This window comes from Streptomyces sp. SID1328 (genome assembly GCF_009865595.1).
Lineage (GTDB): Bacteria > Actinomycetota > Actinomycetes > Streptomycetales > Streptomycetaceae > Streptomyces > Streptomyces griseoluteus.
The window spans coordinates 1-10,841 of the sequence record NZ_WWKH01000518.1 but is presented as its reverse complement, the minus strand read 5'-3'; the positions used below and the strand labels follow the sequence as shown (position 1 = coordinate 10,841).

15 protein-coding genes are annotated in these 10,841 nt (G+C 71.3%); 1 reads left to right on the top strand and 14 read right to left on the bottom strand.

What is annotated here, in order from left to right:
- The 14 genes from GT030_RS16355 to GT030_RS16290 form a co-directional block, all read right to left on the bottom strand.
- On the bottom strand, window positions 1-1,324 hold a 1,324-nt coding region (locus tag GT030_RS16355), incomplete at its 3' end, for an ATP-binding protein (protein ID WP_161201726.1).
- Window positions 1,325-1,690 (bottom strand): YraN family protein, encoded by a 366-nt coding sequence (locus tag GT030_RS16350; protein WP_030808589.1) that lies wholly within the window; start codon window positions 1,688-1,690, stop codon window positions 1,325-1,327. It abuts the gene before it with no gap.
- A 166-nt stretch (window positions 1,691-1,856) separates the two neighbouring features.
- A complete protein-coding gene (locus GT030_RS16345; RefSeq protein ID WP_003993268.1) occupies window positions 1,857-2,165 on the bottom strand; it encodes a DUF2469 domain-containing protein in 309 nt (102 codons plus the stop codon).
- A 56-nt stretch (window positions 2,166-2,221) separates the two neighbouring features.
- The gene (locus GT030_RS16340; RefSeq protein ID WP_161201725.1) at window positions 2,222-2,728 is read right to left on the bottom strand and encodes an NUDIX hydrolase; all 507 of its coding nucleotides are present in this window, start codon (window positions 2,726-2,728) and stop codon (window positions 2,222-2,224) included.
- Complete coding sequence (lepB, locus tag GT030_RS16335; protein WP_161201724.1) at window positions 2,718-3,461, bottom strand: signal peptidase I; 744 nt, start codon at window positions 3,459-3,461, stop codon at window positions 2,718-2,720. The genes GT030_RS16340 and lepB (GT030_RS16335) overlap by 11 nt, the downstream gene beginning before the upstream one ends.
- 201 nt (window positions 3,462-3,662) lie before the next feature.
- Window positions 3,663-4,601 (bottom strand): signal peptidase I, encoded by a 939-nt coding sequence (gene lepB / locus GT030_RS16330; RefSeq protein ID WP_161201723.1) that lies wholly within the window; start codon window positions 4,599-4,601, stop codon window positions 3,663-3,665.
- Window positions 4,534-5,643 (bottom strand): signal peptidase I, encoded by a 1,110-nt coding sequence (gene lepB / locus GT030_RS16325; RefSeq protein ID WP_161201722.1) that lies wholly within the window; start codon window positions 5,641-5,643, stop codon window positions 4,534-4,536. The genes lepB (GT030_RS16330) and lepB (GT030_RS16325) overlap by 68 nt, the downstream gene beginning before the upstream one ends.
- A complete protein-coding gene (lepB, locus tag GT030_RS16320) occupies window positions 5,636-6,328 on the bottom strand; it encodes a signal peptidase I (RefSeq protein ID WP_161201721.1) in 693 nt (230 codons plus the stop codon). The genes lepB (GT030_RS16325) and lepB (GT030_RS16320) overlap by 8 nt, the downstream gene beginning before the upstream one ends.
- Before the next feature lie 45 nt (window positions 6,329-6,373).
- Window positions 6,374-6,724, bottom strand: a complete 351-nt coding sequence (rplS, locus tag GT030_RS16315; RefSeq protein ID WP_030808575.1) for a 50S ribosomal protein L19 — start codon at window positions 6,722-6,724, stop codon at window positions 6,374-6,376.
- Between the two features lie 135 nt (window positions 6,725-6,859).
- Window positions 6,860-7,693, bottom strand: coding sequence for a tRNA (guanosine(37)-N1)-methyltransferase TrmD (gene trmD, locus GT030_RS16310; protein ID WP_161201720.1), 834 nt, complete (start codon window positions 7,691-7,693; stop codon window positions 6,860-6,862).
- Window positions 7,690-8,268, bottom strand: coding sequence for a ribosome maturation factor RimM (rimM, locus tag GT030_RS16305; RefSeq protein WP_161201719.1), 579 nt, complete (start codon window positions 8,266-8,268; stop codon window positions 7,690-7,692). Before rimM ends, trmD begins: the two co-directional genes overlap by 4 nt.
- An 82-nt stretch (window positions 8,269-8,350) precedes the next feature.
- Window positions 8,351-8,590 (bottom strand): RNA-binding protein, encoded by a 240-nt coding sequence (locus tag GT030_RS16300; RefSeq protein ID WP_005479813.1) that lies wholly within the window; start codon window positions 8,588-8,590, stop codon window positions 8,351-8,353.
- A 5-nt stretch (window positions 8,591-8,595) separates the two neighbouring features.
- Window positions 8,596-9,018, bottom strand: coding sequence for a 30S ribosomal protein S16 (gene rpsP / locus GT030_RS16295; RefSeq protein ID WP_031183689.1), 423 nt, complete (start codon window positions 9,016-9,018; stop codon window positions 8,596-8,598).
- 274 nt (window positions 9,019-9,292) lie between these two features.
- Window positions 9,293-9,892 (bottom strand): hypothetical protein, encoded by a 600-nt coding sequence (locus GT030_RS16290; protein ID WP_030808564.1) that lies wholly within the window; start codon window positions 9,890-9,892, stop codon window positions 9,293-9,295.
- Window positions 9,893-10,329: 437 nt separating this feature from the next.
- Between GT030_RS16290 and GT030_RS16285 the strand changes: the two genes are divergently transcribed.
- On the top strand, window positions 10,330-10,841 hold a 512-nt coding region (locus tag GT030_RS16285; protein ID WP_161201718.1), incomplete at its 3' end, for a methyltransferase.

The window sequence follows — 10,841 nt, the reverse complement described above, 5'->3', positions numbered from 1 at the left end:
CGCGCACCCGGCCGGCCACGGTCGCGCTGGACTCGCCGCGCGCACCGGGGTCGGTCAGCTGGGCGCGGGTCACCGGATCGACCTCCACCCGCAGGTCCACCCGGTCCAGCAGCGGGCCGGAGAGCCGGGACTGGTAGCGCCGGATCGCCGAGGGCGGGCAGTCGCACAGGGAGTCGCGCTGGGAGAAACGCCCGCAGGGGCAGGGGTTGGCCGCGAGCACCATCAGGAACCGGGCCGGGAACCGCACCACGCCCGCGCTCCGCGCGATCACCACATGCCCGGACTCCAGCGGCTGCCGCAGCGCGTCCAGCGTCTGGCTGTGGAACTCGGGCGCCTCGTCCAGGAACAGCACGCCCCCGTGGGCCAGGGAGACGGCACCGGGCCGGGCGACGCCGGGGCCGCCGCCGACCAGCGACTGCATGGTGGCCGAGTGATGCGGGGCGCAGTAGGGCGCCACGTCGATGAGCGGCTTGCCCGGTGGCAGCAGCCCTGCCACCGAGTGCACGGCCGTGACCTCCAGGGAGTCCTGCCGGGTCAGCGGGGGCAGTACGGCGGGGAGCCGTTCGGCGAGCATCGTCTTGCCCGCGCCCGGCGGGCCTTCGAGGAAGAGGTGGTGACCGCCGGCCGCCGCCACTTCCACCGCCGTACGGGCCGAGGTCTGGCCCACCACGTCGGCCAGGTCGTGGCCCTGGTCGTGCTGGGCCGCCCCGGCGCCGTGCATACCGGTGGCCGAGCCGGTACCCGGCATCCGGAGCCCGGCGAGGAGCGGATCGGGGCGTCCGGGAGCGTCCGGCTCCTCTTCGGGTACCGGTTCGTCCGCGAGGACGGCGATGAGCTGGCGCAGGCTGCGCACGCCGAGCACGGACACCCCGGGCACCAGCGCGGCCTCGGCCGCGGCGCACTCGGGCACGACGACCTGGGTGTACCCGGCGTCGGCGGCGGCCAGTACGGCGGGCAGGATGCCCCGGACCGGCCGGACCCGCCCGTCCAGCCCGAGTTCGCCGATCATGACGATGTCGGCCAGCACCCTGGGGTCGATGCGCTCGGCCGCGCCGAGCACGGCACTCGCCACGGCGAGGTCGAATCCCGAGCCGGCCTTGGGCACCGAGGCCGGGCTGAGTCCCACGGTGAGCTTCTTCTGCGGCCACTCGCCACCGGAGTTCACCACGGCGGCCCGGACCCGGTCCCGGCTCTCCGTCAGGCTCTTGTCCGGCAGCCCCACAAGGGTGAACGCGGCCACTCCGGGCTCGAGGTCGGCCTGGACCTCGACGAGGACACCCTCGACACCGACCAGGGCCACCGAGCAGGTGCGGGCGAATCCCATTCAGGCCACCCCCCGCGCATGCTCCACGGCGGGCGCGCCGCGCCGGGGCAGCAGCACCCCCACCAGATCGACCCGGACCCCGTCGGGCGGTGCTCCGCCGTGGGTATGCACCCAGCGCTCGGCCAGGTCCAGCAGCCGTCGCGCCTTCTCGGGCGTGACGGCGGCCATCGGATGCTGGAACTCCCCGCCGCGCCGGGTCTTCACCTCGCAGACGACCAGCGTGCCGCCGTCCCGCGCCACGATGTCGATCTCTCCCGAGCGTCCGCAGCGCCAGTTGCGCTCCAGGATGCTCATCCCGGCCTCGGTCAGCCGCCGCGCGGCCAGATCCTCGCCGTACCTGCCCAGTCCACTGCGTGCCTTGTTCATGTCGGCACCACCTCCGGCACCCACCGTGACGGGGCACACCGAAAGTAGTGGATCTTGGTGGACGGAGCCGCGCTTGTGGATATCTCCGCCACCCATGTGAGTGACGACCAGCGCCGGCCCTGTCCGAGCGAACTCAAAGCTGCCTCAGAGAGGCCTCAGAGCTGCCTCAGCCGCTCGGCAACTCCAGATCACTCTTGTTCAGCTCCTCAATGTTCACGTCCTTGAACGTCAACACCCGGACCTGCTTGACGAACCGCGCCGGGCGGTACATGTCCCACACCCAGGCGTCGGCCATCGATACCTCGAAGAACACCTCACCCTGGACCGAGTGCACCTGCATCTCGTAGTCGTTGGTGAGGTAGAAGCGCCGTTCCGTCTCGATCACGTATTTGAACAGACCGACGACGTCTCGGTACTCCCGGTAGAGCTTCAGCTCCATCTCGGTCTCGTACTTCTCGAGGTCCTCGGCGCTCATGGCAGCTTCCCCTTCAGCCGTGCGATCCCCCCATTGTGCGCCAGTCCGGCGAACCCTCAGACGATTTCCGTGTCGAGGGTCACGGGCGTGGCCGGGGGACCCTCGTCGAGCAGCGTGCGCAGCAGCCCGGCGAGCCTGGTCGGATACACCGTCTCATGCGCCTGCTCGAGTTCCCGACACGTCCACCAGCGCGCTCCGGACACGCTGCGCCGCTCCAGCTCGGTGAGCCCGAGGGCGGCCGTCACCGTCTGTGTCGTACGGGCCAGGTAGTACCACTCGTCCTGGTCCCAGCGGCGCCCGGCGAACGGGAAGGAGCACCGGCGGCGCCACAGCACCGGTCCGAGGTCGACCTCGGTGATGCCGGTCTCCTCGACCAGCTCACGGAGCGCGGCCTGCTCGCGGGTCTCGGCGCCCTCCACACCGCCGCCGGGGGTGAACCACCAGTCGTCGGCCGGGTCGTCCGGCTCGTGGCCGTGCAGCAGCAGGACGCGGTCGGCGGGGTCGAGCAGCACCACACGGGCGACCTTGCGCAGGCCACCCGCATAGGGGTCCTCAGCCGGCATGGACGGGCTCCGCGCTGCTCCGGGCGCGGGAACGGCCCACCCGCGCCGCGATCGGGCCGTAGGCGGCGCCGCCCAGGACCAGCACCGCACCGGCGACGATCATCACCTCGATCAGCGGCAGCGGACCCGGCTCCGAGAGCGTGCCCAGCGCCTCGAACCCGGTCGGCCGGGTCAGCATGCCCCGCATCGGCCAGACCACGGAGTCCACGCGGGCGTGCACCGCACCGCGGCTCACCGTGCCCTCGGCGGCGTCGGTGAGGTGCGCGGTGGAGTCCAGCGAGCCCTGGCGCTCGTCGCCGAGCAGGAAGAGGCGGCCCTTGGGCACGGTCACCGTCGGGAAGCCCTTGACCTCGGCCGGGGTGCCCTTGGGCAGATAGGGCTCGTCGACCGGCTTGCCGTTGACGCTGAGCTTGCCGTCGGTGCAGCAGGCGACGGTGTCCCCGCCGACCGCGACCACCCGCTTGACCACGTCGGCACCGGTCACCCAGGTCTTGTCGCTGAACACCACCACGTCACCCCGGCGCACGTCCGCGCCGTCGACCCGCTGGGCCAGCACCCGGTCCCCGGCGTCGATGGTGGGGGTCATCGAGCTGGTCGGCACGGTGTAGGGCCGGTAGGTCACCGCGGCCCAGCCGAAGCCGGCCAGGAAGAGCAGCAGGCCCAGGGCCACCGCCACGCCCGACAGTTTCCCGCCGAGGCCGCCCTTGGACTCCGCGCCTTGGGCACTTGCCATGTCGTCTCCCGGTCCCCTCCGCCGGGGTCGCCCGGCCTGCCACGATCCGCCTTTGGTAGCACACCGGGCCGGAAAGCCGCGAGGGCGGTGTCCCCCGGTGACCGGTTCTTCACCGGGTCTCCGGGAAACACCGCCCTCGGCAGTGCCCATGGGTCACACCTCGAGTGCCGCGCGAGCTCGCACCTCAAGCGCTCCCCGAGCTCACACCTCGCGCGCGGCCTCGGCGGCAGCGGGACGAGTCCCCTTGCGGCGACGCCACACCGCCACCGGCACCACGAGCGCGACCGCACCGGCGCCCGGCGCGTACGGCAGCGAAGCGGCGGCCGAGCTCTGCGTGTCCAGGCCCGGCTGGTCGAAGGTGTCCGGGATCGGCAGGGTGCCCCAGCGGTTGATGGGCCACGCCTTCACGATCGCGCGCCCGACGACGTCCTTGACCGGCACCATGCCGTGGTTCTCGTCGGTCTGGTTGTACCGGGAGTCCCGCGAGTTCTGGCGGTGGTCGCCCATCACCCAGATGTAGCCCTCGGGCACCTTGACCTTGAACTGGCCGCCCTGGTCGTCCACGCTGCACGGCGTGTTGCCGGGGTAGACGTACGGCTCGTCGAGGGCCTTGCCGTTGACCTTCAGCGGGGCGCTGCCCTCGCACTCGACCGTGTCGCCGCCGACGCCGATCACGCGCTTGATGAGGTCCTTCTCCTCGGCGGACGGCATCAGGCCGATCCAGCTCAGCGCCTTCTGCACCGCGTTCTGCTCCGGCGTCGGCTCGCCCGCCAGCCACTGGCCAGGGTCGTGGAAGACGACGACCTCGCCGCGCTCGGGCTCGGAACCGAACCAGGGGGTGAGCTTGTCCACCAGGACGCGGTCACCCTGCTGGAGGGTGTTCTGCATCGAGTCGGACGGGATCGAGAACGCCTGCACCAGGAACGTCTTGATCAGCAGGGCCAGGACCAGCGCGATGCCGACGAGGATCGGCAGTTCCTTCCAGAACGAGCGCTGCTTCTCCGGCCGGCGCGCGGCACCGCCGCCGCCACCGCCCTCGTCGGTATGCGGGGGACGGCCGGGCGGGGTGCCGTCACCGGCCGCCGCGATGCCGTTCCCGGAGTTCACGGCGCCGTCCGGGGCCGAGGCGTCGGACCCCACGGGGTGCCCGCGGTGCTCCTCGCCGTCGTGCCCCGACCGTGCGCCAACCGCCACATCCCCCACGCCAACTCCTTACTCTGTGCCGCCGCCTGCCCCATGCACGGTGCAGGCCCACCACTCCCATAACGAGCGGGAGTTCCGCAGGGGTCGGGAGCTGGGTCAGTCCGTTCGGATCGTAGGGGGCAACCCTATGCGACGGGGCACGGCCCGCACTCGCCCCGGACGCCGCGTCGGTGACGCTTGCGAAGGTTTTAGGTTCGTCCAGGCGCGTCCAGTGCGCGAAGGGCCAGCCGATGAACATCGCCCGGCCGACGACCGACTCCTCGGAGACGGTCCCGCCGTACGGGAGGTTCTGGTGGAAGCGGGAGTCGGCGGAGTTGCCCCGGTGGTCGCCCATCACCCACAGGCGGCCCTTGGGCACCGTGATGTCGAAGGAGGTCGCGGAGGGGGCGTTGCCGGGATAGATGTAGGCACCCTCGGTGAGCGGGGCGCCGTTGACCGTGACCCGCCCCTCGGCGTCACAGCACTTCACGTGGTCGCCGCCCACTCCGATGACCCGCTTGATCAGGTCCTTCTCGTTGTCCGAGGGGAGCAGGCCGATGAAGGTCAGCCCCTCCTTCACCTGCTTGACCACGACCGGGTCGTTCTTCTTCGGCGCCTCCTCGCCGGTCAGCCAGCCGCCCGGATCGTGGAACACCACCACGTCACCGCGCGCCGGCCGGGAGCCGAACCAGGGGGTGAACTTGTCGACCAGCACCCGGTCCCCGATCCGGATCGTCTGCTCCATCGAGCCGGAGGGGATCACGAACGCCTGCACCAGGAAGGTCTTCAGCACCAGCGCGATCAGCACCGCGACCCCGAGCAGCAGCGGGATCTCCCGCACCGCCGACCGTCTGCGTTTGCGCTTCACCTTGCGCTGGAGCTTGCGCCGCTCCGCCCGCGAACGGCCGGCGCTCGGCCGTGAGGTCCGGCGGGCGCCGGTGGGCAGCGGATTGTCGGCGGCCGCGCCGGACACCCCGCGTGGCCTTGCCCGGTTACCCATGCGCGGCCTCCGCGGCAGGTACGTGCGCGTAGGCGCCGGGGCGCTCGATGCGCGTCCAGTGGCCGTACGGCCAGACGATCCAGTCGGCGCGGCCCACCACGTCCTCCACCGGGACCATGCCGCCGCCGGGCGAGCCGAGGTGGTCGCGGGAGTCGCTGGAGCGGGCGCGGTGGTCACCGAGCAGGAAGAGGCGGCCGTCGGGCACCACCACGTCGAAGGGCACGTCGGACGCGCTGTTCCCCGGATAGAGGAACCCCGTCTCGTCGACCGGGTGGCCGTTCACCTCGATCCTCCCCTCCCTGTCGCAGCAGACCACATGGTCGCCTCCCACCCCTGCAACGCGCTTGATGTAGTCGGCGTGCCCGAAGTAGCCGGTCCCGTCGAACACCACCACGTCACCGCGGCTCGGACGGGCACCGAAACGGTACGCCAACTTGTTTACGAGCACGCGGTCCCCGACCCTCAATCCGCGCTCCATGGAACCGCTCGGAATCTCGAACGGCCGCACCACGAACGTGCTCAGGAGCAGCAGGAAGACGAGGCAGGTGAGGAACGCCAGGGTGAACCGGCCGCCCGGCACCCGCTCGGCGAGCGGGGCCAACGCGAAACGCGACCGGCCCCACCGACCCGGTGTACCGGGTGGGCGGGAACGGTCGCGTTCGGCGGGCTTTGCTTCGGTGTCCATCGGGGCCAGATGCTATCCGGCCCCGTCACCACTGAAGGCAGGCGCTCAGTTGTCGCGCTTCTCCTTGATCTTCGCGGCCTTGCCGCGCAGCTCACGGAGGTAGTACAGCTTGGCGCGGCGCACGTCACCGCGGGTGACGAGCTCGATCTTCTCGACGATCGGGGTGTGCACCGGGAAGGTACGCTCCACGCCGACGGAGAAGGAGACCTTGCGGACCGTGAAGGTCTCGCGGACGCCCGAACCCTGGCGGCGGATCACGACGCCCTTGAACTGCTGCACACGCGAGCGGTTGCCCTCGATGACGCGGACGTGCACGTTGACGGTGTCACCCGGGCGGAAGGCCGGGACGTCGGTGCGCAGCGACGCGGAGTCGACGGTGTCGAGCAGGTGAGACATTTCGTCTGCTTTCTTCGCTGATGCCACAGGTCATCAACGGAACTAGATGTTCGAAGAGGTCTGCCGTGCGGGTCGGAACGGGCGTCGTGTCCCCCTGTGGCAGGGGCGCACGCCGGACGGACGCACAACAGCGGCCTATTGTTCCACGCCCTCGCTCCTGCGCCAAAATCGCCCGGACGAGTGGCCCTCCGGGTCCGGGGACCAGCCCAGGATGGAGAGCATCTCCCGGTCCTTCTTGTCGAGCGTCGCGGGGTCGCAGCGTTCGATCAGGTCGGGCCGGTTGGCGGTGGTGCGGCGCATCGCCTCGTCCCGCCGCCAGCGCGCGATCTTGCCGTGGTGCCCGCTGAGCAGCACGTCGGGGATGCCATGGCCCCGCCACTGGGGCGGCTTGGTGTAGACCGGCCCCTCCAGGAGGTTGGCCATCGCGCCGGGGGCGAAGGAGTCGTCCCGGTGCGACTCTGCGTTGCCGAGCACGCCGGGCAGCAGCCGGGCCACGGCCTCGGTGACGACCAGGACGGCCGCCTCACCGCCCGCGAGGACGTAGTCCCCGATGGACACCTCGTAGACCGGCATCCGGGTCGCGTACTCGTCCATGACCCGGCGGTCGATGCCCTCGTAGCGGGCCGGGGTGAAGATCAGCCAGGGGCGTTCCGACAGCTCGACGGCGAGTTCCTGGGTGAAGGGGCGGCCGCTCGGGGTCGGCACGATCAGGGCGGGGCTGTGCGCGCCCGACTCGTAGCCGTCGGCCAGCACGGTGTCCAGGGCGTCGCCCCAGGGCTCGGTCTTCATGACCATGCCCGGACCGCCGCCGTACGGGGTGTCGTCGACCGTGTTGTGCCGGTCGTAGGTCCAGGAGCGCAGGTCGTGGACGTTCACGTCGAGGCGGCCGCGTGCGCGGGCCTTGCCGACGAGGGAGACGTTCAGCGGTTCCAGGTACTCCGGGAAGATCGTGACGACGTCGAGCCTCATGCGTCCTCGTCCTCGTCGGGCGTGGAAGCCTCCGCAGCCTCGTCCCGCGCGGAAGCGATCTCGGCCCGGTCGTCGATGAGGCCGGGCGGCGGCGTGATGACCGCCCGCTGCTCCTCCAGGTCGATCTCGCTGACGATCTCCTCCACGAACGGGATCAGCACCTCGCTCCCGTCCGGGCGCTCCACGATGAACAGGTCCTGGGAGGGCAGATGGGAGATCTCGGTGATCCGGCCCACCTCCGTGCCGTCCGCGGTGACCACGTCGAGGTCGATGAGCTGGTGGTCGTAGTACTCGTCCTCGTCCTCCGGCATCTCCTCCGGATCGACGTCGGCGATCAGCAGCGTGTTGCGCAGCGCCTCCGCGCCGGTGCGGTCGCCGACGCCCTCGAAGCGCAGGAGGAGACGGCCGCTGTGCACGCGGCCGGTGGCGATGGTGAGCGGCCCGACGGACGCCGGGTCGGTGGCCAGGACGGCGCCCGGTGCGAGCCGCGACTCCGGCTCGTCGGTCCGCACCTCGACGGTGACCTCACCCTTGATGCCATGAGCACGGCCGATCCGTGCGACTACCAACTGCACGAGTACAGATCTCCTGTCATACGACTGCGGGCCGGGGACGGCCCAGTGGCCCTCCCCGGCCCGAGCCGGTTGCTATGAAGCGTCAGCGGACGTGGTCCACGTCGACGAGGTCGACACGGACACCGCGGCCGCCGATGGCGCCCACGACGGTACGCAGAGCGCGCGCGGTGCGGCCGTTGCGGCCGATCACCTTACCGAGGTCGTCGGGGTGCACCCGGACCTCCAGCACGCGCCCGCGGCGCAGGTCGCGCGAGGCGACCTGCACATCGTCGGGGTTGTCGACGATGCCCTTCACGAGGTGCTCAAGCGCCTCTTCGAGCATGCTGCTCAGGCCTCGGTCGACTCGGCGGACTCAGCGGCCGCCTCGTCCTTCTTCTCAGCCTTCTTCTTCTGGGTGATGGCCTCACCCTTGTTGTCGTCGTCGGAGCCGAGGCCCTCGAACGACGGACGCTCGGCCTTCGGCGCGGCAACGAGGAGCGGCGCGGGGGCCGGCTCGCCCTTGAACTTCTGCCAGTCGCCGGTCTTCTTCAGAATGGCGAGCACCGGCTCGGTCGGCTGCGCACCGACACCCAGCCAGTAGGCGACGCGATCGGCGTCCACCTCCATGACCGACGGGTTGTAGGTCGGGTGGTACTTGCCGATCTCCTCGATGGCCCGGCCGTCACGGCGGGTACGGGAGTCGGCGACGACGATGCGGTAGTGAGGCGAACGGATCTTGCCCAGACGCTTCAGCTTGATCTTGACTGCCACGGGAGTGAGTTCTCCTGGAATTGACGTGTTGGGCACGGCGGAGTTGCCGCGTGGGGTTGCGGTACCCGAGTGCCCGATGGACGCGTCAGCCGGAGGAGAGAGGGGTCCTGTGCGACTGTCGAGTACAGCTAGACATTGTGCCACACCCCGCGGGGCGCCAAGGGACACGGTCGGCGATCCGGGCATGCCTGCGAGGCGCCCGGCGCCGCGCGCCTGCGCCCGCCCGCCGGGCGGAGGGAAGCCGACCGTACGGCTGCCACGAGCAGCCGTCTCGTCAGCTCGCCGCTGCCACCGCCTCCGGGATGCGGAACGGTTTGCCGCAGCCGCCGCACATGATCGGCGCCTGCGCCAGGACCGAGGGGACCACCCGGACGTTGCGCCCGCAGTCGCAGACCGCCTTGACCCGGACCCCGCCCCCGGAGGAGCCGTGCCGGGCGGCCGGGCCCCTGAAGGTGCGCGAGGTGTCGGCGGAGGTGGCCACCGTGTGCGCCTTCAGCGCCCGCTGCAGCCGGTCGATGGTCGGACGGTAACGCCGCTTGGCCTCGGGGTTGAGCGTGACCAGCGAGAAACCGCTGCTGGGATGCGGCTCCTCGGGGTGGTCCAGGCCCAGCTCCTCGGCGACGGCGAGGAAACGGCGGTTGTGGTAGCGGCCGGCGCGCGAGGTGTCGCGCACCCCGCGGGAGGCGGCGATGCCGTGCACCGCCTCGTGCAGCAGCCGCTCGAAGGAGAGCTCGTGTCCGCACGCGGACGACGACTCCCCGATCAGTGATTCCGGTGCGGCGAGGTCGGGCAGCTCGGGGTGGTACCGCTGAATGTCGGCCCACGCCTGTGCCAGCTCCGCGGCGAGAACAGGTGGTGTCTGTGTCGTGCTCACGTAATGACAACGAGCGGGGGTGCCGCTGTGTTCCTATTCCGGGGCATCTCAAATAATTTGCACCTACCCGTCAGTTGTCGCCGATGCGTCCTGACGAGGGCGGGTCCGCCGTTTCACGGAGAAGCCTCGCAGCTCCCCACAAGCCGGTGCGTAGCCAGACGTACGGCTGCCGGCGTCGGCGGGGCTACTGCCACCGCCGGAACCCGCACGTTACCGGGTGCCCCCGAGCGCCGCCGAACCCGGTGGTGCGCGGCAGCGTTGCGGGGGCGTGAATTCGAGCCACACGCGCCATCCGGCGGCAAGCCGGGCCCCACGACCACTGGACGGCACGGCGAGCCGGGAGTTACCTGGCATACGTGGAAAGTGCGCACGCACGGCACACGGGGGGCCACACACCGGGCACAGCGACGGACAGCCGGCGGATTGGGGCGCTACCTATGACACCTACGCTCGTGCGGGAGCACCTGGCCCACGCGGGTTCCGCACCACCCCGCGTGAACCCCCGCAAACGCGCGCGCGACTGGTCGGAGATCCAGGAGCGGATGCTTCTGCCGCTCCACGAGACCGTCCACGAGCGCCTCGAAGTGGGACCGGGCACCCGCCTGCTGGGCCTTTCCTGCGGCTCCGGGCTCGCCCTGCTGCTGGCGGCCGCCAAGGGCGCGGCCGTCACCGGCGTCGATTCCCGCACCGAACACCTCGCCCTCGCCCGCGAACGTCTGGACCCGGACGGCCCCCTGGACGCCCGGCTCGTGCAGGCGGACTCCCCCGCGGACGCGGCCGACGACGACACACCCCCGTACACCCTCGTGACCGCCTACGAGACGGTCGGCGCCCTCGACGACTCCGCCGACCTCGATGACACCCTCGCCGCCGCGCTGCCGCTGGCCGCGCGCGGGGCCGCCGTGGTGCTGGCCGGCTGGGGCCCGCCCGAGCGGTGCGCCACCTCCAC

Bases quoted from the DNA above. Each gene is read 5' to 3' on its own strand.
- GT030_RS16350 (WP_030808589.1), bottom strand. From the start codon at position 1,690: ATGAACAAGGCACGCAGTGGACTGGGCAGGTACGGCGAGGATCTGGCC.
- GT030_RS16345 (WP_003993268.1), bottom strand. From the start codon at position 2,165: ATGAGCGCCGAGGACCTCGAGAAGTACGAGACCGAGATGGAGCTGAAG.
- GT030_RS16340 (WP_161201725.1), bottom strand. From the start codon at position 2,728: ATGCCGGCTGAGGACCCCTATGCGGGTGGCCTGCGCAAGGTCGCCCGT.
- lepB (WP_161201724.1), bottom strand. From the start codon at position 3,461: ATGGCAAGTGCCCAAGGCGCGGAGTCCAAGGGCGGCCTCGGCGGGAAA.
- lepB (WP_161201722.1), bottom strand. From the start codon at position 5,643: ATGGGTAACCGGGCAAGGCCACGCGGGGTGTCCGGCGCGGCCGCCGAC.
- lepB (WP_161201721.1), bottom strand. From the start codon at position 6,328: ATGGACACCGAAGCAAAGCCCGCCGAACGCGACCGTTCCCGCCCACCC.
- rplS (WP_030808575.1), bottom strand. From the start codon at position 6,724: ATGTCTCACCTGCTCGACACCGTCGACTCCGCGTCGCTGCGCACCGAC.
- trmD (WP_161201720.1), bottom strand. From the start codon at position 7,693: ATGAGGCTCGACGTCGTCACGATCTTCCCGGAGTACCTGGAACCGCTG.
- GT030_RS16300 (WP_005479813.1), bottom strand. From the start codon at position 8,590: ATGCTCGAAGAGGCGCTTGAGCACCTCGTGAAGGGCATCGTCGACAAC.